This window comes from Aidingimonas lacisalsi (genome assembly GCF_008079445.1).
Lineage (GTDB): Bacteria > Pseudomonadota > Gammaproteobacteria > Pseudomonadales > Halomonadaceae > Aidingimonas > Aidingimonas lacisalsi.
The window spans coordinates 306012-330493 of sequence record NZ_VRYH01000004.1 but is presented as its reverse complement, the minus strand read 5'-3'; the positions used below and the strand labels follow the sequence as shown (position 1 = coordinate 330493).

General features: G+C 57.0%; 24 protein-coding genes. 14 read left to right on the top strand and 10 right to left on the bottom strand.

All coding sequences use genetic code 11. The annotated features are described in order from the left end of the window. Positions 1-62 precede the first annotated feature (62 nt). Both FVV99_RS10620 and FVV99_RS10615 read left to right on the top strand, forming a co-directional pair. Positions 63-1118, top strand: a complete 1056-nt coding sequence (locus FVV99_RS10620; protein ID WP_148254050.1) for a sugar phosphate isomerase/epimerase family protein — start codon at positions 63-65, stop codon at positions 1116-1118. Between the two features lie 17 nt (positions 1119-1135). Further along, positions 1136-2323 carry a Gfo/Idh/MocA family protein gene (locus FVV99_RS10615; RefSeq protein ID WP_148254049.1) on the top strand — a complete coding sequence of 396 codons (1188 nt, stop codon included), beginning with the start codon at positions 1136-1138 and terminating at the stop codon, positions 2321-2323. Between the two features lie 36 nt (positions 2324-2359). Here FVV99_RS10615 and FVV99_RS10610 read toward each other — a convergent pair whose 3' ends face one another. The 5 genes from FVV99_RS10610 to FVV99_RS10590 all read right to left on the bottom strand — a co-directional run bounded on the left by FVV99_RS10610 (position 2360) and on the right by FVV99_RS10590 (position 6805). After that, positions 2360-3127, bottom strand: a complete 768-nt coding sequence (locus FVV99_RS10610) for a VOC family protein (protein WP_148254048.1) — start codon at positions 3125-3127, stop codon at positions 2360-2362. A 96-nt stretch (positions 3128-3223) separates the two neighbouring features. Further along, positions 3224-4402, bottom strand: coding sequence for an acetate/propionate family kinase (locus FVV99_RS10605; protein ID WP_148254047.1), 1179 nt, complete (start codon positions 4400-4402; stop codon positions 3224-3226). Positions 4403-4418: 16 nt separating this feature from the next. Continuing rightward, complete coding sequence (locus FVV99_RS10600; protein ID WP_148254046.1) at positions 4419-5393, bottom strand: bifunctional enoyl-CoA hydratase/phosphate acetyltransferase; 975 nt, start codon at positions 5391-5393, stop codon at positions 4419-4421. 164 nt (positions 5394-5557) lie between these two features. Continuing rightward, positions 5558-5833: a GrxA family glutaredoxin gene (locus tag FVV99_RS10595; protein ID WP_148254045.1), complete on the bottom strand. Its 276-nt coding sequence runs from the start codon at positions 5831-5833 to the stop codon at positions 5558-5560. Positions 5834-5983: 150 nt separating this feature from the next. Next, the gene (locus FVV99_RS10590) at positions 5984-6805 is read right to left on the bottom strand and encodes an inositol monophosphatase family protein (protein WP_148254044.1); all 822 of its coding nucleotides are present in this window, start codon (positions 6803-6805) and stop codon (positions 5984-5986) included. Positions 6806-6953: 148 nt separating this feature from the next. Between FVV99_RS10590 and hybE the strand changes: the two genes are divergently transcribed. After that, positions 6954-7379 (top strand): [NiFe]-hydrogenase assembly chaperone HybE, encoded by a 426-nt coding sequence (hybE, locus tag FVV99_RS10585; RefSeq protein WP_161598987.1) that lies wholly within the window; start codon positions 6954-6956, stop codon positions 7377-7379. Positions 7380-7447: 68 nt separating this feature from the next. Next, positions 7448-8215: a 3-hydroxybutyrate dehydrogenase gene (locus tag FVV99_RS10580; protein ID WP_148254042.1), complete on the top strand. Its 768-nt coding sequence runs from the start codon at positions 7448-7450 to the stop codon at positions 8213-8215. Positions 8216-8302: 87 nt separating this feature from the next. Here the strand turns inward: FVV99_RS10580 and FVV99_RS10575 are convergent, their stop codons facing one another. Both FVV99_RS10575 and FVV99_RS10570 read right to left on the bottom strand, forming a co-directional pair. Further along, positions 8303-8842: a response regulator transcription factor gene (locus FVV99_RS10575; protein WP_148254041.1), complete on the bottom strand. Its 540-nt coding sequence runs from the start codon at positions 8840-8842 to the stop codon at positions 8303-8305. A 20-nt stretch (positions 8843-8862) separates the two neighbouring features. Further along, entirely contained in the window at positions 8863-10137 is a 1275-nt protein-coding gene (locus tag FVV99_RS10570) for an ATP-binding protein (protein ID WP_148254040.1), read from the bottom strand. Positions 10138-10292: 155 nt separating this feature from the next. On the opposite strand from FVV99_RS10570, the gene FVV99_RS10565 reads away from it, so the two are divergent. After that, a complete protein-coding gene (locus FVV99_RS10565) occupies positions 10293-11882 on the top strand; it encodes a peptide chain release factor 3 (RefSeq protein WP_148254039.1) in 1590 nt (529 codons plus the stop codon). 72 nt (positions 11883-11954) lie between these two features. Next, positions 11955-12725 carry a TatD family hydrolase gene (locus FVV99_RS10560; protein WP_148254038.1) on the top strand — a complete coding sequence of 257 codons (771 nt, stop codon included), beginning with the start codon at positions 11955-11957 and terminating at the stop codon, positions 12723-12725. Positions 12726-12735: 10 nt separating this feature from the next. Here FVV99_RS10560 and ygfZ read toward each other — a convergent pair whose 3' ends face one another. Then, positions 12736-13773 (bottom strand): CAF17-like 4Fe-4S cluster assembly/insertion protein YgfZ, encoded by a 1038-nt coding sequence (gene ygfZ, locus FVV99_RS10555; protein WP_148254037.1) that lies wholly within the window; start codon positions 13771-13773, stop codon positions 12736-12738. Between the two features lie 144 nt (positions 13774-13917). Here ygfZ and FVV99_RS10550 point away from each other — a divergent pair, with 144 nt between their 5' ends. The 6 genes from FVV99_RS10550 to FVV99_RS10525 all read left to right on the top strand — a co-directional run bounded on the left by FVV99_RS10550 (position 13918) and on the right by FVV99_RS10525 (position 20855). Beyond that, positions 13918-14115: a hypothetical protein gene (locus tag FVV99_RS10550; protein WP_148254036.1), complete on the top strand. Its 198-nt coding sequence runs from the start codon at positions 13918-13920 to the stop codon at positions 14113-14115. After that, positions 14112-14528, top strand: a complete 417-nt coding sequence (locus FVV99_RS10545) for an OsmC family protein (RefSeq protein ID WP_148254035.1) — start codon at positions 14112-14114, stop codon at positions 14526-14528. Before FVV99_RS10550 ends, FVV99_RS10545 begins: the two co-directional genes overlap by 4 nt. Positions 14529-14592: 64 nt before the next feature. Further along, positions 14593-16623, top strand: a complete 2031-nt coding sequence (uvrB, locus tag FVV99_RS10540; protein ID WP_148254034.1) for an excinuclease ABC subunit UvrB — start codon at positions 14593-14595, stop codon at positions 16621-16623. Positions 16624-16820: 197 nt separating this feature from the next. After that, the gene (locus FVV99_RS10535; protein WP_148254033.1) at positions 16821-18326 is read left to right on the top strand and encodes a fumarate hydratase; all 1506 of its coding nucleotides are present in this window, start codon (positions 16821-16823) and stop codon (positions 18324-18326) included. Between the two features lie 64 nt (positions 18327-18390). Further along, positions 18391-19809 carry a cardiolipin synthase gene (cls, locus tag FVV99_RS10530; RefSeq protein WP_148254032.1) on the top strand — a complete coding sequence of 473 codons (1419 nt, stop codon included), beginning with the start codon at positions 18391-18393 and terminating at the stop codon, positions 19807-19809. 128 nt (positions 19810-19937) lie between these two features. After that, the gene (locus FVV99_RS10525; protein WP_148254031.1) at positions 19938-20855 is read left to right on the top strand and encodes a LysR substrate-binding domain-containing protein; all 918 of its coding nucleotides are present in this window, start codon (positions 19938-19940) and stop codon (positions 20853-20855) included. Between the two features lie 93 nt (positions 20856-20948). Here the strand turns inward: FVV99_RS10525 and FVV99_RS10520 are convergent, their stop codons facing one another. Next, positions 20949-22028 (bottom strand): bifunctional nicotinamide-nucleotide adenylyltransferase/Nudix hydroxylase, encoded by a 1080-nt coding sequence (locus FVV99_RS10520; RefSeq protein WP_236645371.1) that lies wholly within the window; start codon positions 22026-22028, stop codon positions 20949-20951. A 164-nt stretch (positions 22029-22192) separates the two neighbouring features. Here FVV99_RS10520 and FVV99_RS10515 point away from each other — a divergent pair, with 164 nt between their 5' ends. Next, positions 22193-23098 carry a YihY/virulence factor BrkB family protein gene (locus FVV99_RS10515; protein WP_148254029.1) on the top strand — a complete coding sequence of 302 codons (906 nt, stop codon included), beginning with the start codon at positions 22193-22195 and terminating at the stop codon, positions 23096-23098. Positions 23099-23205: 107 nt separating this feature from the next. Next, entirely contained in the window at positions 23206-23478 is a 273-nt protein-coding gene (locus FVV99_RS10510; RefSeq protein WP_148254028.1) for an acylphosphatase, read from the top strand. 56 nt (positions 23479-23534) lie between these two features. Here FVV99_RS10510 and FVV99_RS10505 read toward each other — a convergent pair whose 3' ends face one another. After that, entirely contained in the window at positions 23535-24476 is a 942-nt protein-coding gene (locus tag FVV99_RS10505) for a nucleoside hydrolase (RefSeq protein WP_148254027.1), read from the bottom strand. Positions 24477-24482 lie beyond the last annotated feature (6 nt).

Sequence of the window (24482 nt, the reverse complement as noted above, 5' to 3'; positions counted from 1 at the left end):
AGGTGGGCCCGCTCCAGGAGGCTCTGAAAGTCAAGCACTGCAGAATCGAGGAGTATCCGTTTATGAAAACCATCAAGGGGCCGGCCATTTTTCTCGCTCAGTTCGCGAGTGACGAGGCACCCTTCAATCGTCTCGACAGTATCGCCGCCTGGGCGGCGGGACATGGCTACAAAGGGGTGCAATTACCGAGTTGGGATCAGCGGTTGATTGATTTGAAGTTGGCTGCTGAGAGTTCCACCTACTGTGATGAGATCAAGGGAACGTTAGCGGAAAACGGGGTCGAGCTGACCGAGCTGTCCACACATCTGCAAGGCCAACTGGTGGCCGTCCATCCCGTATACGACGAGGTGTTCGACGGTTTTGCCATTCCCCAAGTCAAGGGCAATCCCGAGGCTCGTCAGGCCTGGGCCGTCGATCAGTTGCATCTTGCCGCGCGCGCTTCGCGCAATCTCGGTGTGTCCGATCACGGCACCTTCTCCGGCGCCTTGGCCTGGCCATTCATCTATCCCTGGCCCCAGCGTCCGCCGGGGCTTGTCGATGCCGCTTTCGATGAGCTCGCCAAGCGTTGGCGACCGATTCTCGATGCCTTCGACGAGGCGGGAGTGAACCTCTGCTACGAGATCCATCCCGGTGAGGACTTGCACGACGGCATCACATTCGAGATGTTCCTGGAACGAGTCGGGAACCATCCGCGCTGCAATATCCTCTACGATCCCAGCCACTTGCTGCTGCAACAACTCGATTATCTGGGGTTCATGGATGTCTATCGCGATCGTATCAAAATGGCCCATATCAAGGATGCGGAATTCAACCCGAGCCCCAAGCAGGGTGTCTATTCCGGCTATCAATCCTGGACCGAGCGTGCCGGTCGTTTCCGCTCGCTAGGCGATGGTCAGGTCGATTTCAAGCGTATCTTCTCGTGGCTTGCCGCCAATGACTACGATGGCTGGGCGGTACTGGAATGGGAGTGTTGTCTCAAGCACCCCGAAGTTGGCGCGCGTGAAGGAGCGAATTTCATTCGTGAGCATATCATCGAAGTTACCGAACGAGCGTTCGATGATTTCGCCGATGGGGGATCCGACGAAGCCGCCAACCGGCGCATTCTCGGGCTTGTCTGAGCGGAGGAGACGACGACATGAGTCATGAAGATCAAACCCGCCGCCGGCTGAGACTAGGCATGGTCGGTGGTGGTCCAGGCGCGTTCATCGGTGGCGTTCATCGTATCGCCGCTCGTCTCGATGACCACTATGAGCTAGTGGCTGGGGCATTCGCTTCCGATCCCCAACGCAGCCAGTCAGCCGCAGCGGATCTGCATGTCGAACCGGATCGAGCTTACCCTGATTACCGCAGCATGGCTGCAGGGGAAAGTCGTCGAGTTGACGGTATCGATGTCGTGGCGATCGTGACGCCCAACCATTTGCACTTTGATATCGCCAAGTGCTTTCTGGAAGCGGGCATTCATGTCATTTGCGACAAGCCGATGACCACGACGCTGGAAGATGCCGAGGCGCTGGCTGCCCTGGTCGAACGTAGCGGTCGCTTTTTTGGACTGACCCATAACTACACCGGTTATTCGCTGGTACGCCAGGCGCGCGATATGGTCATGGCTGGCGAATTGGGGGATCTGCGGGTGGTGCAGGTCGAATATCCCCAGGATTGGCTTGCTACCCCTTTGGAGGCAAGTGGGGTCAAGCAAGCGGAATGGCGTACCGATCCCCAGCGTAGTGGACCGGCGGGTTGTTTGGGAGATATCGGCACCCATGCCTATCATCTGGCGCGTTTCGTGACCGGTTTGGAAGTCGAATCGCTGGCTGCCGATATGCATGCGTTCGTTGCAGGCCGTGTGCTCGACGATAATGTCCATATGATGCTTCGTTTCAAGGGTGGAGCTCGCGGTATGCTGTGGTCGAGTCAGGTCGCACCGGGCAACGAAAATGGCTTGAAATTACGCGTTTACGGCAGTCGTGGCGGATTGGAATGGCTGCAGTCCGATCCCAATCGATTGTTCCATTCTCCACAGGGGCAGCAACCGCGTGTGCTGACCCGCAATGGGCCTGGTCTGAATGACGCAGCGATGGCGGCGGTTCGCATACCACCAGGCCATCCTGAAGGGTACCTGGAGGCCTTTGCACAACTTTACAGCGACTTTGCCGAGAGGATATGCGCTCTCAACGAGGGACGTGAAGCCGACCCCCTCACACTGTCTGTGCCAGGGGTCACCGATGGTGTGGATGGCTTGCGATTCATCACTCGGGCACTCGAGTCGTCAACGGCTGGAGGCGCCTGGGTGACATTCTCTGCCGGTTGCCACGACGCTGAGTGAGCACGCGAAGACAACGGTAACGCGACGCATAACGTCTTAAGCAATCTCGCAACGGGTATGTAGTGGCAGAAGTAACTCGGCGGCACGCTCTTGGTGGCTGGACAAGCATTTCTGAACCAGAGCGATGCCGCCCAGTACCTCACGATGCTCATCCCCGTTCTCGAAGATCAGGCGTTGTGAGTTCGTCGGGTAAAAGCGGTAATTGAGCAACGGCGAGACGGGAAATACGCCATGATGCCGATCGGTATTGCCCGTGAAACCAACCTGCTGCATGTCATGATCGAGCGTGTCCAGATCGCTGCCGAGTCGTTGGCAATCGAAGCCGACATGGTGTAAGCGGGGGCCCATGACCGATAGCCAGGCGGCGATCGGGTGGGTTTGTCGGAGGAGTTGGAAATGGGACCAGTCCGGCATGGGCCATGGTCGACCCCGACAGAGCAGATCCTGCCCTCGGCAGTCAGCTTTCGGTGTCTTGGCGATCAGACTTTCCAGGTAGTGGCGAGGTTCGCGTGTCAGCGTGCCCAATTGGAGTTCACCGAGAATCAGCCAGGCACCGTCGTCAGGTGGAGCCATCAAGGAGATCAGCAGGCCGCGATCGGCCATCGCGTATCGCTCAATGCGTCGATAGCCGAAGTGCGCCAGTGTCGGTAACAGACTGTCGATGGAGAAGTTGCGATGGTTGAGCGTCAGGATGACGAGATATTCCGGCGTACTGTCCAGTGGCCACACTCGTAGTGTACCCAGATCCGGATGCCTGTGGATGTAATCCAACCATAATTGTTGCAGGAATTCCTGGCGTTGCATCTGGCGTACCTTTTGAGCGACGTTCCAGCCGACATGGACATTGACCCCTGCTCAAAGTATAGGCATAGCGTGCGTGTGAGCATTCAACGCCAGGGACTAGGTCCGATCCCGCTCATGCTCGCCGGCCTGATTGACCCATTGCTGGGTCGCCATGGCGATCTCCCGCTCTTCATCGGCGGGTAGCATCAGAACAGTCGGCCCTTGTCCGTTGTCGAGTCGTGTGTCGTTCCGCGCGTTAGCGCGCTCGTCCAGTTCAATGCCCAACCATGTCAGACGTTGACAGATCGCTGATCGGATAGTCGAGCTGTGTTCACCGATACCGGCGGTAAACACCAACGCATCGAGTCCACCGAGTTGTGCAACAAGAGCGCCTATGCCTTGGATGATTCGGTTGACGAACAGCTCGATGGCTTGTTGCGCTTGCGGATTACTGCTGGCTTCCAGATCACGCATGTCATCCGATAGCTCGGAAACGCCATACAGGCCACTATCGTGATAAAGCATTCGCTCGATGGCGTCGGCACTCCAGCCGCGTTGTTGCAGCAAATAGAGGATGACACCAGGGTCCAGGCTACCGCATCGGCGTCCCATCATCAGACCATCGAGGGCAGTGAAGCCCATGGACGTTGCCTGACTTTGTCGATGCAGTAACGCACAGAGGCTGCAACCCTGGCCTAGATGCGCTACGACGATCCGTCCATCGGCGGTGTCACCGAGATGACGAGCGAGCCGTTTGGCGATTGAGGCATATGACAAGCCATGGAAGCCATAACGCAAAATACCTTCATCGCTTAGATGCCGGGGGATAGCGAACTGCTGATTGACCCAAGGTTGCGTTCGGTGGAATGCCGTGTCCACGCAGGCGACATGGAATAAATTCGGAAATCGTTCTTGCAGTCGTCCGGCGACGGCTAGCGCTTGGGGCTGGTGTAGTGGTGCGAGAGGGATCAATGACTCGAGATAGGCGCGCGTGTCTTCATTCAGCAATACCGGTTCACGAATCGTCAGTCCTCCGTGCACGATCCGGTAGCCGATACCCTGGAGCGTACGCAGCCGATCCTGATTATCCAGCCATTCGAGCAGTGCTTCCGCGACACTGGCATGATCGGAATGTCGAGGTTGGAAGCTGCGCGTCTCGATATCTCCGTGCACAAGGGTCATGCTGGGCTGGTTCCCGATACGATCGACGATACCGCGCAGAACGATTCGATTCGCTTGGTAGAGGCCGAATTTCAGGCTCGATGAGCCATTGTTGATGACCAGTATCGATGACATGGCGCTGTATCCGTGCTCAAAGGTAGTCAGGTCGGTGATGTACGAGCCGCAACGCGATGGCTGCCGATGCCAGACGAGCGGCAATGTCGTCGGCACGGCTGGTTAACATGATGGGAACACGGGCGCCAATGACGATACCAGCGGCTTGTGCACCGGCCAGGTGAATCAGTAACTTGGCGATCATGTTGGCAGCTTCCAGGTCGGGAGCGACCAGGATATCGGCTTGACCGGCCACCTCGGATACGATTCCCTTCTGGCGAGCCGCCTCGTGGGAAACGGCATTGTCTATGGCCAGCGGGCCATCGAGGGTACCGCCCGTAATTTGGCCTCTTTGACTCATCTTGCACAACGCCGCGGCATCCAGGGTCGATGGGATGTCGGCCTTGACGGTTTCCACCGCGGACAAGATAGCGACGCGAGGTCGTTCGATGTCCAGTGCGTGAGCGAGCTCTATGGCATTCTGCACGATGTCCCGCTTGGCTATTAGATCGGGGGCGATATGGAGAGCCGCGTCGGTTATCAGCAAGGGAATGGGGTAACTGGGTACGTCCAGCGCATAAACATGACTCATCTGCCGCTCGGTGCGCAGCCCGGCATCTCGTGTGAGTGCGGCGCCCATCAACTCATCCGTGTGCAGTGAACCTTTCATCAGCGCATCCACGCAGCCATCGGCAGCGAGCGTAACCGCTCGTTCGGCACTGGCATGACTGTGGGGGGTATCGATGAGTTCTGCGCCGTCGAGTGATTCCATGAGTTCTGCGGCTACCGCCTCGATACGGCGCCGTGGCCCGACCAGGACAGGGTCGATCAAGCCTTCCTTCCAGGAGGCTAGAGCGCCGCCTAACGACGACGCGCTACACGGATGTACGACGGCTGTGCGAATCGCTGTGAACTCGCGTGTCGATTCGATCAACTGACGGTGGCACTCGCCGATATCGTGATGGTGTGAGGATGCAGATGGTAATGGTGCTTGAGGCGGCGGTGCACGCATGGACAAGCGATTCCTTTGGTTGAAGAGGGGGCTGGATCTTCAATGTAGAGGAAACGCGAGGGGGTTGCACGGACAGTCCCGCAACCTATTGATGGAGGTCAGGCCATACGAAAAGGCCGCTCCTTGGAGCGACCCGGACGACAGACGCAGGGATGACGGGACGGTTACTGCGCGGACGTTTCAGGCAGCAATGCGTTGTCTTTGACATACTGGTCGAATTCGGTGAAGCCGCCGATATGGGTCTGATCGACGAAAATCTGAGGCACGGTTTCCACGGGTTCGCCAATGGTCTTCTCCATGTCGGCCTTGGTGATGCCCTCTTCATGGATATCCACGTAGCGGAAACCGCCGATGGCGCCGGCATCACTCAATTGATCGGCGAGTTCCTTGGCGCGAACGCAGAACGGGCAACCGGGACGGCCGAAGATGACGACAAACATCTGTCTCTCCTTGCAATGACGCATGCGATGAGAATGGAATAAGCCAATAAACTGCTGTGTATTGTTCCTTAGTCGAATACCCCAGGCCAATAGTCTCTGACTACTTTGGCTATTGGAGGCGGCTATGGGAGCGTGCATGCCATGACGCTCTCAATCGTTGGGTACTTTATCGGCATCGGCCCGTTGCAACAAGTCGGTCAGGCTACCGTAAAGATCGGGAGTGCTGGTGACGATGTTTTCACCATACAGGTCGTGTGGCACGCCTGCCGGACAAGGATAGAGATGCCCGGTGCGTGCCCCCGCTTCACGCGCAATGAGAAGGCCTGCGGCGAAATCCCAGGGTTTGACGCTTTCATAATAGGCATCGAGCCGGCCGCAAGCGACATCGCACAGGTCCAGCGCGGCGGAGCCGTTGCGCCGGATATCCTGACAATTGGCCAGGACGGCAGCAAGACGTCGCATCAGCGGGGTTCGACTGTCTCGGCGGTAAGGAAAACCGGTGGCCACCAGGCCGCGTGCCAGGCTGTCGGTACGGCTGACACGGATCCTCGTACCGTTGAGATACGCACCTTGGCCTCGGATTGCGGTAAAGGTTTCGCCTAGGAAAGGAGCGTGAACGACGCCCAGTTCGGTGCGCCCAGCGTTGTTCCAGGCAATGGACACCGCGACATGAGCCAGTCCGTGGGCAAAATTGACAGTCCCATCGATGGGATCGATGACCCATAGTGATTCAAGGCGTTCGAGAATCTGCTGATCCGGCGACAGTTCCTCGGTCAAACGGCGTTCTTCCGGAAAGCGGCTTTGTAGTGCTTCGCCGATGGCGGTATCGACTGCAATATCCACATTGGTGACCAGTTCACTACCTTTCTTGTAATGTTGGTCGAAATCCTGGCGATGGCGAGCCTCGCGGATCTGCTCGCCGGCACGTTTCGCGATGGCGGTAGTAATGTCGAGACGTTCGGTGAGTCGCATGCACTCTCCTGGCAGGCGGCGGTTGTCGTTGCCTTGCCAGTCTAACAGTTCATGCCCGGTGATGGTTCGGGTCAATGGCGTTCCGTGCTTTCTTGCCTTATCGTCATCGCTGGCAGACGTTGGCAATTCCACTGTTGGGCATCGAGCAATGCAGGCACTGAGTGTCGAACACTATGACGAGCTGCGTGAACTGGCGCGGCTCTACCACAGGCGATATCGGGACGAATTGACCCATGGTGCCCGGCGAAATCCGGCGCTGTCCGTCGATCTGCTCTGTTTTCAACCATGGGAAGATGAACTGTGCGGGGCTTTGATCACACCGTTGTCGTTATCCCTCGCTCTAGTCCCTGTGACAGTTGGCCTGTGTCCGCCGGAGAACGGTGACAAGCGCTGGGTCTCCTTGCCGGACGGCGACTATCCCTTTGTCGCGGAATGTCTCGAGAGCGGCCGCTGGTTGTGGCGCTGCTCGTTGCTCGAAGATGTGCAGGATATCGACAGCGTTGAGGAAGCCAGCCGACTGGCGCAATATCTCTTGGATCGTGTCATGACTCCTGGCCTCGCAGCGGACAGCTAGTGTCGTGCTATGCTGGACACTCGATGACAATGCAGTGATCTCCGTATCCCAGCCTTCAGGAGTCCATCATGAACGCGAATCCGACACCCCGGGTCGCCCTGGTAACCGGCACGTCCAGTGGCATCGGTGAAGCCGTCGTCGAGCAGTTATGTCAACTTGGTCACCAAGTGCTGGCTGTGGACTTCGACCCGGAAGGCAAGCCAGTCGCGGATCGGGCCGGTGCCGTTTTCTTTCAAGGAGATCTGACCGACGCACAGGTGTGCCGTGATGCGGTAGCCGAAGCGGTCAAGCGCTTCGGACGTCTGGATATCCTGATCAACAATGCAGGGATCCAGCATGTCGATAGTATCGAGACCTTTCCTGAAGACAAATGGCGCAGGATCATTGACCTGATGTTGACGGCTCCCTTTCTGCTGTCTCAGGAAGCCTGGCCTCATATGCGCGGTGGTGGCTGGGGGCGTATCGTCAATATCGCTTCGGTGCATGCGCAGGTCGCGTCGCCCGGCAAGGCCGCCTATGTCAGCGCCAAGCACGGCATGATCGGCTTGACCAAGACTGCCGCACTCGAAGGGGGATCCCAGGGCATTACCGCCAATGCTATCTGTCCGGCTTATGTGAAAACACCGTTGGTCGACAATCAGATCGCCGACCAGGCGCGGCTGCACGGCATGGATGAGCAGGCGGTCATCGAACAGATCATGCTCAGGAATGCCGCCATCAAACGGTTGATCGATCCTTCGGAAGTCGCCTCGCTGGTTGCTTACTTGATCTCGGATGCGGCTGGCGCTGTCACTGGCGCGAGTTGGAACATCGATTTGGGATGGACAGCGCAGTAATGGTGAATGCTGCCGAGTACGACGCACCGCGCGCTCGGGTCGAGAGCGACGAGTCGCGCGCAGCAGTGCTTTTTCGCAAGCCCTAAGCTAACGCCGCACCGGTCGCTTCTGCAGTTTGCGTTGCAAGGTACGACGGTGCATCCCGAGGGCGCGAGCGGTGGCTGAGATATTGCCGTCGTGTTCCTGTAGAACCTTTTGAATATGCTCCCAGGTGACGCGATTGACTGAGGGGGGATTGTCCGCCAGTTCCGTGTCCGGGTTGCCATCTTGCTTGTCGAGAGCTGACAGGATGTCGTCGGCATCGGCCGGTTTGCATAGGTAGTTGACGGCACCGAGTTTGATGGCTTCCACGGCCGTGGCAATACTGGAATAGCCGGTCAGTACGACGATACGGCAATGGGGAACGACATCCAGCAGTTCGGGAAGTAATTTCAACCCCGATGTGTCTTCCAGTTTGAGATCCAGCGTGGCGACTGCCGGCTGCGACTCCTGAGCGAGTCGCAAGGCTTCATCCGCATCATGGGCGATGGCGACATCGAAACCACGCCTGCTCATGGCGCGTTGCATGACATGACAGAACATCTCGTCGTCGTCGACGATCAGTAGTCGTTGGGAACTTTGTTGCATCGTTGCCTCTTGCTTGCAGTTCAGGTAGCGCCGGTATCCGCTCGAGGTAGTTTGACCTCGGTCAAGGTGCCGCCTTCCTGGTGATTATACAGGCTGACGCCACCACCAAAGCGATTGATGGTCGCATGGGTCAGAAACAGGCCGATTCCCATGCCCTTGGACTTTGTCGAGACAAAGGTTTCGCCCAGTTGGTCGGCGATCGACATGGCCACTCCGGGACCGTGGTCGCGGATGTCGATGACGATTTCGTCGATATTCCAGTCAAGGTTGATGACAATGTGGTCGGGATTGGCATCGGCGGCATTGTTGAGCAGGTTCATGAGCGCTTGTTCGAGAGTGGCATCGACAGCCAACTGTGGCTGGCCACGCTTATCGGTGACCTCGAGTCGGTGGCTGACATCGGGACGTAGCACCAACCATCGTTGAATCACATTGTGCAGCCATTGCTGGGCCGGCGTTATTTCGGGTTCCGACAGCCGGCGCCGATCTGCGTTGTCGACCAGCGTTTGCAAGCGGGATTTACAGGTATCGACCTGCTCACGTAGCAGGTCGATATCGGCTTCCAGTGTTCGATCATCCTTGGCGTCCTGTTTCATCTCCTTGAGCAGGACAGCCATTGTCGAGAGAGGGGTGCCGAGTTCGTGAGCGGTGCCCGCTGCCTGGGTGGCCACGGCCAGCACCTGTTCGTTACGCAAGGAGGCTTCTCGAGTACGTGACAAGGTTTGGTCGCGACGTCTCAGGGCGTGGGCCATCTTGTAGATGAAAAAGGTGACCAGTCCTGCCGAAAGGCCGAAGTTTAGCCACATTCCCAGGACATGCAGGTTGATACCGGGGCCGACGATACCATGACTGAGTTGCGGGACCGGCTCGTAAAACAGCATCAGAAAGGTGTAACCCGCCAATGCGACCGAGGCGATGATCCAGGCATAGCGCCAGGGCAGGGTGGCGGCGGCGATCGTGATCGGAACCAGGTAGTAGGTGATGAAGGGATTGGTCGAGCCACCCGTATAGTAGAAGAGCAGGGTCAGCCCCGTCAGGTCGATGAGCAAGTGCAGTAGATATTCCGTATCGGTGACGGCACGTGGTCGGCCCAGTCGCCACCAGGTAACGACGTTGACCAGTCCCATGGCAATGATCACGCTGATGACAGGGAGAACGCGTAACTGAAAGCCGAGCACTTCGATGCCGAAAATGATGGCTGCCAGGTATCCGGTCCAGGTGATACCCCGCACAATGGTGAGCCGTACCAGGTTGCGATTCGGGGTCGACAGCGGCGGTGGCAGGGCAGGATGCATGTCGTCTCCTTGCTTGGCCAGGCGAGTTTCTGGCGGATAGGGCTACACGTAACGGCCATGACTCCGTAAAATCTTGGCTTTCCCATTCATTGCATCGCGCGCACAAGGATACCCCGGTTGCGCCGTGATGACACAACGTTCGCGAAACACACTCAATGTCAGAGACGCCGTTAGCCCGTGAAGTCGGGCTTAGAAGAACTTTCGCCATCATCTCGCATCCCGATGCGGGCAAGACGACCATTACCGAGAAGATGCTGTTGTTCGGTAACGCGATCCAGTTGGCCGGGTCGGTCAAAAGCAAGCGCGATGATCGCTATGCCACGTCCGACTGGATGAAAATGGAGCAGGAGCGCGGTATCTCGGTTACGACCTCAGTGATGCAGTTCCCGTATCACGGCCGCATCGTTAACCTTCTCGATACGCCTGGACACGCCGACTTTTCCGAGGACACCTACCGTACGCTGACCGCTGTCGACTCGGCGTTGATGGTGATCGATGCCGCGAAAGGGGTCGAAGAACGCACCATCAAACTGATGGACGTCTGCCGATTGCGTACGACGCCGATCCTGACGTTCATCAATAAGATGGATCGGGATACCCGTGATCCGGTCGAAGTCATGGATGAAATCGAGACGGTTCTGAACATTCAGTGCGCGCCCATGACCTGGCCCGTTGGTATGGGCAAGCATTTCAAGGGTGTCTACCATCTCTATAACGATGTCATCCACCTCTATACGCAGGGCCAGGGCAACCGTATTCCTGAAGATCGCCGTATTGAAGGGCTGGACAACCCGGAAGTGGATGAGTTGCTGGGAGAGGCACAGGCCGAGGAGCTACGCATGGAAGTCGAGCTGGTCCGTGGTGCCTCGCATGAATTCGACCTCGAGAAGTACCGCCGTGGAGAGTTGACGCCGGTGTATTTCGGTACGGCCTTGGGGAATTTCGGCGTACGGGAAATGTTGGATGGTTTCGTGGAATATGCGCCGGCCCCACAGCCACGTGAAACCGACAAAGGGGTCGTCGCACCGGACGATGACGCCTTTTCGGGATTCGTGTTCAAGATACAAGCGAACATGGATCCGAACCATCGCGACCGCATTGCGTTCCTGCGCGTCTGCTCCGGCAGATACCAGAAGAACATGAAGATGCGTCATGTTCGACAAGGCAAGGATATCAAGATAGCCGATGCACTAACGTTCATGGCCTCCGATCGCGAGCAGGTCGAGGAGGCCTGGTCGGGGGATATCATCGGTCTGCATAACCACGGGACGATCCAGATCGGTGATTCGTTCACGGTGGGCAAGGACATGCGTTTCACGGGCATTCCGCATTTCGCTCCCGAGCTCTTCAAGCGTGTGCGTCTCAAGGATCCGATGAAGATGAAAGCCTTGCACAAAGGCTTGAAACAGCTTTCGGAAGAGGGGGCCACACAGGTTTTCATGCCGCTGGACAACAATGATCTGATCCTGGGGGCCGTGGGAGCGCTACAGTTTGACGTCGTGGCTCACCGTCTCAAGGAAGAGTACAAGGTGGATTGCATCTATGAAGCGGTCAATGTACATACGGCACGTTGGATTTATTGCGATGACCCCAAGATGCTCGAAGACTTCAAACGCAAGGCCAGCGCTAACCTGGCCTACGATGGCGGCGATTATCTGACCTATATCGCCCCGACGCGGGTCAATTTGCAGATGACTCAGGAGCGTTGGCCGGATGTCCGTTTTGCTGCGACGAGAGAGCATTGAACACCGCTATGAGCTGTGCGCCCTCAGGCCTTACGTCGTTGAAGCTTGGGGGCTCGGGCTTACGGTGGTTTCATGTTGATTGACGCGCATTGTCACTTGGATTTCCCCGCATTCGATACTGATCGAGAGTCGGTGCTGGCACGAGCCAAGGCGGCCGGTGTCAGCCATTTCGTCGTGCCGGGAACGACGCGGGCGAGGTGGCCGGATGTATTGTCGCTCGGTCAGCGCGCTGATGTGAGTGTTTGCCTGGGGCTGCATCCCTGCTTTATGCAGGTGCATGGCGAGAATGATATCGCAGCACTGGAGACTGAGTTGAACGCCGTCTCCGATGTCGTCGCCATCGGTGAATGTGGCATCGACGGACGGGGCAATGGCGAACAGGAGTCGCAGTGGCTTTTGTTCGATGCGCAATTGCGCATCGCCAAGGCACGCCGGTTACCGGTCGTGATTCATTGTGTACACGCGAACGATCGGGTGGCCAAACGACTGAAGCAACTCAGTCTGCCTGACGGCGGCCTCATTCATGCCTTCTCGGGAAGTCCGGAACAGGCGTTACGCTTCCTGGATCTTGGATTCGTCGTAGGATTGGGGGGCGCCGTCACGTATGAACGGGCGCAACGGCTCAGGCGTGCCGTGTCATCGTTGCCGGCGTCGGGCTTCGTTCTGGAAACGGATAGCCCTGACATGCCCTTATCGGGAAATCAGGGACAACGCAATGAGCCGGCAAACGTGAGCCGCGTGCGCGACACGGTAGCCGAACTTCGCCAAGAATCGGCCGCTACCGTGGCGGCTTGCAGCACGACGAACGCTCGCCGGTTATTCGGCATTAGCGATCATGCGTAGCACGCTCCATTCAATGAGTCGTGGGCATGGATTCCGGGTCCAGGCGTTCGATGGCATAAGGCAGTTTGAGCGTCTTGAAACGTTGGCCATCCACCGTTAGCGGGCCATCGATGTCACGAGTCGTCATTACTGCCAGGATTTCCGCTTGCCCATAGGCGTCGAGTTCTGCCGCGAAGACCTCGCCATGCGATTTGCCATTACCGTCTTCGACTGCCGTGCCCTTGGCGGGTAAGGCGCCTCCATCGAGTTGGGCGCGCACCAGTCGTTTCTTGACTTGCCCGCGAAAATGCGCACGTGCCACGACTTCCTGTCCCGTGTAACAACCTTTCTTGAAGCTGATGCCGCCCAGCGCTTCCCAATTGAGCATCTGAGGAAGATAGGTGTCCTGTTGCGAACGGCTCAGCCAGCCTAGCCCGGCTTGTATGTCATGCAACCGCCAGACGTCGTTACCCACCGGCGTGGATTGCAATGCCAGATCCGACCAGAGGCGTTCCGTCATGGCTAGCGGAAGGCAAATTAACAGGCGTGGTCTGGGACCAGGATGACGCAGAGCTCGCATATCGCCATTGACGCTACCGTGCCATAGAGCGGGGGGGGCCATGTCGAGCTTGGCTTCGAGGAGCGCGGGAGCATCGTGACCGATGAGGCCAAGCATGGCGATATCGTCACGATGGATCATCTCGACCTTATAGAAGACGGCGAACTTGTCCAGGTGCTGCTTCAACGGTTGCACAAGGCTGTCATCGAGTAACAACCAGAATCGATCGTCGTCGATGCGCATCAGTTGCGCATTGGCCAGTAAACGCCCTTTGGGCGTGCAGAAACAGGCAAGCGGCGCAAAACCGTCATGTACGAGTTCCAGTTGAGCACTTGCCTGCCCCTGGAGAAAGCGTTCGGCATCGGCTCCAGTGACTTCAAGGATACCCAAGTGAACCAACGGACTTACAGTCGTTGTATCGAGTGCCTGGCGTGCGGGAGAGGGGGTGTCGAATGTCACTGTGCTGTCATCGACACGTGTCGCTCCCAGACGGTGGGTCCAATCGGTCATGCTTTGCGCTCCCTAGGTCTATGACGGTATGACCGTCGCCGATGGTGCTTTCCTTGTTTGTGGGGGCGAACGGACACGATTCAACCCGGCAGTGCATGCTAGACTCTAGCGATTCCATACTCTGACGATCGAGGAAGTCGTTGCATGGCGCATTATTCGTTCACGTTCGAGAATGTCGATAGTGCTGAAGAGGTCAATCGCATCACGACGGCATTAATGATGGTTGATGGTGTCGAAAGCGTGGAAGTCGGTTGCTACGGTGCGGATGTCGAGGGGAATGCTGCATACAGGACCTTGTTGGAGGTATTGGAGACGCTTGGCATAAGGGTGAGTCAACGATGACGATTACCGTGGTCAGTCAGCAGGATGGGCGCTATCGGCAACGAGTCCAGCTCGACGGGTTCGACGATCTTTTCGTTGATGCACCACGTTGGGTCGGGGGAGAGGAGAGCGCCCCGGATCCCCACGATTACTTCGACCTGTCACTAGGAGCATGCAAGGCTATCACGGCACAAATGTATGCTCGTCGTAAGGGGTGGCCGTTGACCGGGGTCACGGCCGTTGTCGAGCGTGACGAAAGCAAGGAGCGCGAGGGACTCTATCGTCTGAGTGTGACGTTGCGTTTCGAAGGCATCGACGATCCGGAGCAGCTAGCCCGTTTGGCAGAGCTGTCGGACCGGTGTCCGATCCATCGACTGATGACTGACTCCACCGTAGAGGTCACGACGTGGATGGATGAGGCGAATGGAATCTGATCACTTATACCGTTATCTATCATATTGAAGTGCAATCCATCGTTCAAAGCGAGCTGGAATCGACATGAGTAAATCCTTTCGTATCGCCTCCCAGTTCCAGCCTGCAGGTGATCAGCCGAGCGCGATTCAAGGGCTTGTGGAAGGTCTTGAAGCAGGGCTGGCTCACCAAACGTTGCTGGGTGTGACAGGCTCCGGAAAGACATTCACCATGGCCAATGTCGTTGAGCGTCTGCAGCGCCCTACCATTGTCATGGCCCCGAATAAGACCCTGGCTGCCCAACTCTATGGTGAGTTCAAAGCGTTCTTTCCGGACAACGCCGTCGAGTATTTCGTCTCCTATTACGATTACTACCAGCCTGAAGCGTATGTGCCTTCATCGGATACGTTTATCGAGAAGGATGCCTCGGTCAACGAACATATCGAGCAGATGCGACTCTCGGCAACCAAGGCATTGCTCGAGCGCCGCGATGCACTGATCGTCGTCTCGGTGTCGGCGATCTACGGACTGGGGGATCCCGATCAATATCTGAAGATGCGGCTGCACGTCAATCGAGGTGAACTGATCGATCAACGCCGTTTACTGCGCCGGTTGGCGGAGCTCCAATATACGCGCAATGACATGGATTTTCGGCGCGGTACGTATCGTGTGCGTGGAGACGTGATCGATATCTTTCCTGCCGATGCCGAAGATGAAGCGGTTCGCGTCGAGTTGTTCGATGATGAAATCGATGCCATCAGTCTTTTCGATCCATTGACCGGTGAAGTTCGCGGCAAGGTGCCGCGCATGACCATTTACCCCAAGACGCACTATGTGACACCTCGCGAAACCATTCTTGAAGCGGCAGAGAACATCAAGACGGAGTTGGCCGAACGTCTGGAGTGGCTGCGCAAGCATGACAAGCTGGTGGAAGCACAACGACTGGAACAGCGGACGCTTTACGATATCGAGATGATGTTCGAGCTCGGCTACTGCAACGGGATCGAAAACTATTCACGCTACCTGTCCGGGCGCGCACCGGGCGAGCCACCCCCCACCTTCTTCGACTATCTGCCGCCGGATGCAATGCTGTTCATCGACGAATCGCATGTCAGCGTGCCGCAGGTAGGGGGCATGTACAAAGGTGACCGGTCGCGTAAGGAAACGTTGGTGGAATACGGTTTTCGCTTACCCTCGGCACTGGATAACCGGCCCATGACATTCGAGGAATGGGAGTCGATCTGCCCGCAGACGATTTTTGTCTCCGCGACCCCTGGTCCCTATGAGGAGAAGCATGCCGGCAGGGTCGTGGAGCAGGTCGTGCGTCCGACGGGGCTGGTGGATCCCGAGATCGACGTCCGGCCCGCATCGACGCAAGTGGATGACCTGCTCTCGGAAATTAAACGACGGACGGCGGTTGAGGAACGGGTCCTGGTCACGACCTTGACCAAGCGCATGGCGGAAGATTTGACCGAATACCTCGATGAGCATGATGTGCGGGTCAGGTATCTGCATTCCGATATCGATACGGTCGAGCGAGTCGAGATCATCCGTGACTTGCGGTTGGGCAAGTTCGATGTCCTGGTCGGTATCAACCTGCTACGTGAAGGGCTCGATATCCCTGAAGTGTCGCTGGTGGCGATTCTCGATGCCGACAAGGAGGGTTTCTTGCGTGCCGAGCGATCGTTGATTCAGACGATCGGTCGAGCGGCGCGCAATGCTCATGGCACAGCCATCCTCTATGGTGACCATGTCACGGATTCGATGCGACGGGCCATTGACGAGACGGAACGGCGTCGAGCCAAGCAGATCACCTTCAATGAAGAGCACGACATAACGCCGATGACGGTGACGAAATCGGTGGCAGATATCATGGAAGGGGCGCAAACCCCCGGCAAGAAAGGCGGTCGTCAACGGAGTGAGCGAAAAGTCGCGGAAGGGCAGGAGAGGTATGACATCGCCGAAATCAAGGGGCTATCCGTTGAAGAGCTCACGCGTGAAATCGGCAGGATCGAAGATGACATGCACGAAGCCGCTCAGAATCTAGAGTTCGAAGAAGCCGCGAGGCTGAGGGATCGAGTACAAACGTTCAAGGCAAGGCTGATTGATTTGAAGTAGTGTTTCCATCGGTTGTAAGCAGAAGCTTATTATTTATACCGTTATCTTTTAGTTACTAGAACCATCTCCAAACCAAGCGCTTCTGCCGAATTCGAGCAATCTGCGATACAATCCCGCGACCGCAAACAGGCAATTCCCCGACCAAGCCACCTGACATGACAACGGCCGGGGCATCATAACCGAGGAGAGCCTTCCGCATGACCGTGATTCGTCAGGACGATCTTATTCAGAGCGTGGCCGATGCCCTCCAATATATTTCGTACTACCACCCCAAAGATTTCATAGACGCCATGGAGGCAGCTCATCAGCAGGAAGAAAATCCTGCCGCCAAGGATGCCATCGCTCAGATACTGATCAATTCACGGATGTGTGCGACCGGTCACAGGCCCATTTGTCAGGACACGGGCATCGTTACCGTGTTTGTTCATGTCGGTATGAACGTTCAATGGGATACTGACATGAGTCTTGATGACATGATCAACGAGGGCGTACGTCGTGCCTACCAATTGCCGGATAACATCCTGCGTGCCTCAGTGTTGGCCGATCCCGATGGGAAACGCCAGAACACACGTGACAATACACCGGCAGTGATTCATCACAAGTTGGTTCCCGGCAATACCGTGGATATTCACGTTGCGGCGAAAGGCGGAGGTAGTGAGGCTAAAGCAAAATTTGCCATGCTGAATCCGTCGGATAGCGTGGCCGATTGGGTGCTCGAGCAACTACCCAAGATGGGGGCGGGATGGTGTCCTCCCGGTATGCTGGGTATTGGTATTGGAGGGACTGCAGAGAAAGCAATGGAACTGGCCAAGGAGTCGCTGCTCGATCCCATCGATATCCAGGAACTGCAGTCGCGTGGTGCAGAGACGCGCGCCGAGGAGTTGCGGATCGAGCTTTACGACAAGGTCAACAAGAGCGGGGTCGGCGCTCAGGGCTTGGGGGGCTTGACGACGGTGCTCGATATCAAGGTCAAGGATTATCCGACGCATGCTGCCAACAAGCCGGTAGCCATCATACCCAACTGTGCTGCGACCCGGCATGTGCATTTTGGCCTGGATGGCAGTGGTCCTGCTATTCTCCCCGTTCCCAGGTTGGAAGACTGGCCGGACATTACTCGGGAGATCGGAGACAACGTCAAACGTGTCAATCTTGATACGGTGACGCCCGCAGAGGTCAAGCAATGGCAACCCGGCGATACTCTGCTATTGAATGGCAAGCTGCTGACGGGGCGCGATGCTGCTCACAAACGCATGATCGATATGCTCTCCAGGGGAGAGACCTTGCCCGTCGACATGCAAGGACGTTTCATCTACTACGTGGGCCCTGTCGATCCCGTCGGGGATGAAGTCGTGGGACCCGCCGGCCCGACGACCGCCACGCGAATGGACAAATTCACCCGTACGATGCTTGAACAGACCGGTTTGCTCGGGATGGTAGGTAAAGCGGAGCGTGGTACGGCAGCGATTGAGGCGATACGCGACAACCGTGCCGTCTATCTGATGGCGGTCGGCGGGGCCGCTTACCTGGTCGCTCAGGCCATCAAGAAGTCTCGCGTCGTTGGGTTCGAAGACCTGGGAATGGAAGCCATTTACGAGTTCGAAGTCGAAGACATGCCAGTGACTGTCGCCGTCGATAGTCTAGGTGAGTCCGTGCACCAGACTGGGCCGGCCAAGTGGAAAGAGATCATCGCTGAACGTGTGTGATCACGCCGCGTCATGGACAGAATCATATAATAGAGGGGCGGACATTGGCTGACAGGGAGAGGCGATGACGACTTGGCTGGTAGGGGTGGTGCTGTTCCTGGTGCATTTGCTGGGCGCACTGTCATCAATCATGGCCTTGATGTCCAGTCGAACGTCTCAAGGCGCAATCGCCTGGATTATCTCGCTGGTTACCTTTCCCTATGTGGCTCTACCTGCCTATTGGATATTCGGTCGACCTCGCTTTTATGGGTATGTGTCGGCGCGGGGCGAGCGGGATACGGTACTGCGCCGTGTACTTGCCCACCATCGACCCAATGTCGCCCCGTATTTGAGCCATGACCATCCCAATGAGCTGAGGGCACTCGAACGTTTGGCGCAGATGCCTTTGACCACGGGGAATCGGGTAGAACTGCTGGCTGACGGTAAAGCGACATTCGATAGTATTTTCGCCGGCATCGATGCTGCCGAGGAGTATATACTCATTCAGTTCTTCATCGTGCGGCATGATGGGTTGGGCCAACGCCTCAAAAGTCATCTTGAAGAGGCGGCCATGCGCGGGGTCAGGGTCTACTTCCTTTATGACGAAATTGGTAGTCGAGCGCTCAATGAAGGCTACCTGCAGGATCTCAGCAACTCCGGCGTGATTGTCAGCGCCTTCCACTCATCAAGGGGATTTCGCCACCGCTTTCAGCTCAATTTTCGTAACCACCGAAAAATCGTGGTCGTGGATGGATATGCGGGTTGGCTTGGCGGCTTCAATGTCGGGGATGAATACCTGGGGCATGACAGTCGTCATGGTGGCTGGCGGGACACCCACTTGAAACTCATGGGGCCGAGCGTCCTGGGGTTACAAGAAGCGTTCTGGGAAGATTGGCATTGGGCGACGGGGGAGGTGCTGGGCCTCGATTGGCAACCCCGCATTACCTGTGATGAATGTCAGGATGTCCTGATCATTCCATCGGGTCCTGCCGATCAACAAGAAACCGCCAGTCTGATGGTTCAGCAGGCCATACATGGCGCCAAGGAACGATTCTGGGTCACGAGCCCGTATTTCGTCCCGGATCAGGGCGTACAGGATGCCTTGCGCCTCGCGGCGATGCGTGGTGTCGATGTGCGTATCATGATGCCGGAACGTCCCGACCATTTGCTGGTGTTCCTATCGGCGTTCGCCTTCTTGCCGGACATGGTGATGGCAGGCGTCAAGATCTATCGTTACCAGCCGGGATTCCTGCATCAGAAGGTCATGTTGATTGACAATGTCGGTGCTACGGTCGGCACGGTGAATCTGGACAATCGCTCGTTCCGGTTGAATTTCGAAATCACCGCCTATATTGCCGATCCGACGTTCGTCAGCGACGTGGAAACGATGTTGGAAAACGATTTCGCCAATTGCCGCGAGGTGTTACTCGAGGAACTTCGACAGCGTCCTGTGTGGCGTAAGATCTTGTCCCGAGCCACCTATCTGATGGCCCCCATTCAATGATGCCTCGCTGGCGCATGCATCTCACGAATGTGCCTATCAATTTGTCAAAACACGACATTGGTATTGGAGTCGGCTAGGTCGCTTGAGTAGACTGCCGGCATTCTAATGATCTTCGATTGGGAGAGACGGTGAATCTCGAAACCAAGTGGCTGGAAGATTTTGTCGCATTGGCGAATACGCGCAGCTTCTCTGCATCGGCTCGCCAGCGCCACGTCACACAACCTGCTTTCAGTCGTCGTATCCGGTCGTTGGAACAAGCTGTGGGCGTGACGTTGGTCGATCGGTCGACGACACCCGTCGGCCTGACGCCTGAAGGGCAATTATTCCTGGTGACGGCGCGTAACCTGGTCGAGCAGTTGGGAGAATGCCTGGGCCACTTGCGGGGCGTTTCGATGGATAATGAGGCTCTGGACATCGTGGCGGCACATTCACTGGCCCTGGCCTTTTATCCTCAGTGGATCTCGCGTCTCCAGCAAGGCGTCGGTGAGCTGCCTACCCGTCTGGTTGCGATGAATGTAGGAGATGCGATCCATGTCCTGCGTGAGGGCAATTGTGATTTGATGCTGGGTTACTATGACCCTTATGCCACGATGCAACTCGATGCCGAGGTGTTCCCATCATTTTCCATCGGCCAGGTCAAGATGCTGCCGGTATGCTTGCCCGACGACCGAGGGGAACCGCGCTTTCCGCTGGACAGTGAACCCCCTATCCCGTTTCTCGCCTATACCCAAGGCGCTTTTCTGGGGCGTAGTGTGCGGATGATGTTGAAGAACGACCCTTTGCGCCTGAAATTACGCACTGTCTACGAGACAGCCATGGCGGAAGGTCTGAAAAGCATGATGCTGCAAGGAGCGGGGATGGCTTGGATCCCCGATTTCTGCATTCGAGACGAACTTGCCACGGGGCGGCTGGTCAGGGCTGGTGACAGCCATTGGGATGTTCCGCTTGAAATCCGGTTATACCGTTGTTCGTTGGTGCATAAACCAGGGGTGGAAAAACTCTGGCGACAAATGATGAAGCTGCCACGAGATTTCCTGCAAGCGTGAGAGGCCAGCGCTCGGAGAGAGTCACACAATCGTGCAATGACAATGCGTGAGCTCCCTCGGCGGGAACGACCGGGTCACTGCGAGTGAGGAGTGCTACATACCACTGAAATCCGCTGGCAAGCCCAGGAAGTTCTGAATGATGAAGAAATGGTCTTCGAATAGACTTTCAGGTTCGAGGTCGGCCAGCGCAACCCAGCGCGCATGATCGCCACCCTTGACAGGCTTGAGGCGGGGAAGCTGTTGTTCCGGCCTTAGTGCAAAATAGAAGGCTTCCGCCAGTGTACGGCCGCGCCAACTGCGGTGAGGCTCATCGAACAGGCGTTGTCCTTGCAACGACCCTTTGAGAACGGGCTCCGGGACCTTGAGCCGGAGTCGTTCGCGCAGTTCCCGCAAACAAGCGTCCAGCAAGCGTTCATGGGGATTGATAAAGCCGCCGGGCAGGGCGAGCAACCCCTTGCCAGGTGCCGCCGTGCGCTTGACCAGCAAGACATGGCCGGATTGAACGACGACAGCATTCACTGTAACGAAAATCGGGGGGTAGGGGGCCTGCGACCATGCCTGTCGATACTGGTCCAGCAGTGCCTGTTCTTCTCGTAGATTCTGGTAGTCATCGGTACAGATGAATGAGAGCAAACCTTGATGTACGCTTGGCGGCAGATCATGCGCTGCACCGGTCGATAAATAGTCATCCGCCGATGACGTGGAGCGGAACAGTCGTTCACGAATACTGGTTGCGGAGATTCCGTCGACCAGGGGCACGCTGACCGATTCCCATTGCGGGAAGAGCGTCAGGTAATAACTGGATTGACCGCGACTAGCGCCAATCAGGCCAATGCGGGGAAGGCGGCCGTTTATGGGGGACGCTATGTCACGAACCTTGCGCTGCACATCGCGTACCCAGACATCATCGTTGTAGAGTGCATCAAGCAAGGGTTCGATTTCGAGGCGTTCATTATCTTCATCGTCAAAGCAGCCACGAATCATGTCCTGGCGTTCGGCGAAACGCCATGGGTTGCGCAACGATCGAGCCTGCCAGGCCGAGCCAACCAACACGATGACCTGATGGGCACGTTTCAGAGCGTCGTGAATGACTGCCAGGTGCCCAAGGTGCACGGGTTGAAAGCGTCCGATGAAAACCAGGCAGTCAAAATCCTGGCTATCGTTGTCGTCCATGGAAGATGGCACCATGTAGCTCCCGATTGGAAGTGCAATATCCGGCCATTATCGGTCCACGATGACGTCGCTGCAATGCACTAAGGACACTCCTGCGTTGACGACTGATACCAACTATCTGACGTATGCTGGGCAGACTGTTGCATCCAGGGAGGGAATGAGTCGTGATTAGAGACACCGTCATCTATTGGTGGCGTATCGTCCACGATGCGTTAAGGCTTTGGCTGGACAGCAATGCGTTCAGCTATGCCGGCTCCTTGGCGTTCTATACGCTGTTTTCCCTGGCACCCACAGTGATCATCGCCGTCATGGTGATTGGACTGGTGCTGGGCGAAGATGCCGCACGTGGTGAAATCTATTCTCAACTGCAAGGTGCGGTTGGCAACGATGCTGCACTTGCCGTCGAGCGGGCCGTCTCGCAGTCGCGTATTCAGGAAGCGGGCTGGTGGCCTTCGCTGCTTGGCTTCGGTGCCCTGTTCGCTGGTGCCACGACTGTCTTCGCGCAAATGCAATTTTCCCTCAATACGTTATGGGGAGTCACAGCCAAACCGTCGGGTAACAGCATTCTGATTTTTCTGAAGAATCGCGTGTTATCGATGATGGTAGTCCTGGCTATCGGTTTCATTCTGCTCGTTTCCCTGATATTTGGCGTCATGCTAAGGGCGGTACTGAGCCATACCGAAGACATTCTGCCTGTCGTCGGGATAATGGCCGGTAGTGCAGAATTCCTGGTGTCGTTGGCCATGATCGCCGCCCTGTTTGCCACGATCTTCAAGGTACTGCCCGATGTCTTGCTACGGTGGCGAGATGTCCTCGTCGGGGCCATCGTGACGGCAGTGCTGTTCGCTTTGGGTCGCTATGCCATAGCCGCCTATCTGGCTTACACCGCAACGGCTTCGACGTACGGGGCAGCGGGCTCTGTCGTGCTGATTCTGCTGTGGGTCTACTACTCGTCCCTGATTCTGCTATTCGGCGCTGCGTTTACCAAATGCCATTTGTTGGCACGAGGCAGGCCTATTGTGCCGCGCAATTCTGCCGTTCTGGTCAAGCGAGAGTTGCTATCCGATTGATGATACGTCGCCATTGAGGACAATATATTCATGAGGTTATACAGACGGCATTCGACACGATAACGTGGAAACCGTGCCGGCGAACCATGCAGACGAGGAGGCCCGAAATGAGCAAATGTTGCGTCAAGGCACTAGTGACCGGCAAGGTGCAGGGCGTCTGGTTTCGCCGTGCGACGCAAGAACGTGCCTTGCAGGCAGGCGTCACCGGCTACGCTAGAAACTTGCCCGACGGGCGCGTGGAAGTCCTGTTATGCGGTGACGGTGAGGCGGTCAATACCGTGAGTCAGTGGCTGTGGCAAGGGCCACCGGATGCCCACGTCACTCATGTGGAGGTGGAAGGTGTCGAGTGGCGAGACCGCGATGCCTTTCTGACCCTATAGCCAGTGCGATTTTCCTGGTCATTGAAATATACGTGGGGGGAGCCGCCATGATTGGATCAATGTAAGGTCGAAACGATCCAGTCGACTATCGCCGGGCCATCGGCGTCAAGACAGACATCGACGGAAGGAGTGCGAGTCCAGCGTGTATCGATGAAGGGGCGAGCTTCAGGCGCGAAGATCGTCTGTCCTTCGGCATCTCCTTCGGTAACTACGGTGAGATGGCCCCGCGCCGTGGTGAACAGTTCCGAGCATAGCAGCCAGGCTAACGCACAACTATCGTGCGGGCAGCATCCATCGAACCCCATCGTCTGTTGGTAAAAGGCGCGATAGAACGCATAACTGTCGGCGAGAACCGCGCCGAGCCGCCCTTGGCCGGTAGCGATGGCTTCCATGTCGTGCGGTTTCAGGGTACAGCGATGAGTCGCATCCAGACCGACCATGGTCAGTGGCCACCCAGCCGTCAGGGCGTGCGCCGCGGCATGGGGGTCATTGAAGATATTGGCTTCAGCGACTGGTGTCACATTACCGCCCTCCTTGATCGATCCCCCCATGATGACGACTTGCTTGACCTTACTGATGATTTCCGGATCGAGTTGCAGTGCAGCCGCAAGGTTGCCCAACGGGCCAACAGCAACCAGCGTGACGGCACCAGGCCGAGCATTGACTGTATCGACAATGAATTGGGCGGCACTCTGAGGCATTGCGTCGCCGCGAACGTCAGGCAGGGCAATATTCCCCAATCCATTGGTGCCATGGATATGGGCTGGGGCAGGGTGTTTCTTTTTGACCAGCGGCACAGCAGCGCCACGTGCGACGGGAATGTTCTGTCCAGCCAGTTCACAGAGCAGCAGCGCATTGTGTGTCGCCGTCGCGACATCGACATTACCAAAGGTGGTAGTAAGTCCCAGAAGTTCGATGTCAGGGTGAGCCATCGCGATGGCGATGGCCTGGGCATCGTCGACTCCTGGGTCGGTATCGAAAATGATGGGGTAGCGCATGACAGT

What these genes read in the sequence shown, in the direction of transcription:
- FVV99_RS10595 (WP_148254045.1), bottom strand. Translation starts at nt 5,833, where the DNA reads ATGTTTGTCGTCATCTTCGGCCGTCCCGGTTGCCCGTTCTGCGTTCGC.
- FVV99_RS10560 (WP_148254038.1), top strand. Translation starts at nt 11,955, where the DNA reads ATGTTGATTGACGCGCATTGTCACTTGGATTTCCCCGCATTCGATACT.
- cls (WP_148254032.1), top strand. Translation starts at nt 18,391, where the DNA reads ATGACGACTTGGCTGGTAGGGGTGGTGCTGTTCCTGGTGCATTTGCTG.
- FVV99_RS10570 (WP_148254040.1), bottom strand. Translation starts at nt 10,137, where the DNA reads ATGCATCCTGCCCTGCCACCGCCGCTGTCGACCCCGAATCGCAACCTG.
- FVV99_RS10535 (WP_148254033.1), top strand. Translation starts at nt 16,821, where the DNA reads ATGACCGTGATTCGTCAGGACGATCTTATTCAGAGCGTGGCCGATGCC.
- FVV99_RS10610 (WP_148254048.1), bottom strand. Translation starts at nt 3,127, where the DNA reads ATGCAACGCCAGGAATTCCTGCAACAATTATGGTTGGATTACATCCAC.
- FVV99_RS10600 (WP_148254046.1), bottom strand. Translation starts at nt 5,393, where the DNA reads ATGCGTGCACCGCCGCCTCAAGCACCATTACCATCTGCATCCTCACAC.
- uvrB (WP_148254034.1), top strand. Translation starts at nt 14,593, where the DNA reads ATGAGTAAATCCTTTCGTATCGCCTCCCAGTTCCAGCCTGCAGGTGAT.
- FVV99_RS10615 (WP_148254049.1), top strand. Translation starts at nt 1,136, where the DNA reads ATGAGTCATGAAGATCAAACCCGCCGCCGGCTGAGACTAGGCATGGTC.
- FVV99_RS10550 (WP_148254036.1), top strand. Translation starts at nt 13,918, where the DNA reads ATGGCGCATTATTCGTTCACGTTCGAGAATGTCGATAGTGCTGAAGAG.
- FVV99_RS10505 (WP_148254027.1), bottom strand. Translation starts at nt 24,476, where the DNA reads ATGCGCTACCCCATCATTTTCGATACCGACCCAGGAGTCGACGATGCC.
- FVV99_RS10520 (WP_236645371.1), bottom strand. Translation starts at nt 22,028, where the DNA reads ATGGACGACAACGATAGCCAGGATTTTGACTGCCTGGTTTTCATCGGA.
- FVV99_RS10545 (WP_148254035.1), top strand. Translation starts at nt 14,112, where the DNA reads ATGACGATTACCGTGGTCAGTCAGCAGGATGGGCGCTATCGGCAACGA.
- ygfZ (WP_148254037.1), bottom strand. Translation starts at nt 13,773, where the DNA reads ATGACCGATTGGACCCACCGTCTGGGAGCGACACGTGTCGATGACAGC.
- FVV99_RS10605 (WP_148254047.1), bottom strand. Translation starts at nt 4,402, where the DNA reads ATGTCATCGATACTGGTCATCAACAATGGCTCATCGAGCCTGAAATTC.
- FVV99_RS10620 (WP_148254050.1), top strand. Translation starts at nt 63, where the DNA reads ATGAAAACCATCAAGGGGCCGGCCATTTTTCTCGCTCAGTTCGCGAGT.
- FVV99_RS10580 (WP_148254042.1), top strand. Translation starts at nt 7,448, where the DNA reads ATGAACGCGAATCCGACACCCCGGGTCGCCCTGGTAACCGGCACGTCC.
- hybE (WP_161598987.1), top strand. Translation starts at nt 6,954, where the DNA reads ATGCAGGCACTGAGTGTCGAACACTATGACGAGCTGCGTGAACTGGCG.
- FVV99_RS10565 (WP_148254039.1), top strand. Translation starts at nt 10,293, where the DNA reads ATGTCAGAGACGCCGTTAGCCCGTGAAGTCGGGCTTAGAAGAACTTTC.
- FVV99_RS10590 (WP_148254044.1), bottom strand. Translation starts at nt 6,805, where the DNA reads ATGCGACTCACCGAACGTCTCGACATTACTACCGCCATCGCGAAACGT.
- FVV99_RS10510 (WP_148254028.1), top strand. Translation starts at nt 23,206, where the DNA reads ATGAGCAAATGTTGCGTCAAGGCACTAGTGACCGGCAAGGTGCAGGGC.
- FVV99_RS10575 (WP_148254041.1), bottom strand. Translation starts at nt 8,842, where the DNA reads ATGCAACAAAGTTCCCAACGACTACTGATCGTCGACGACGACGAGATG.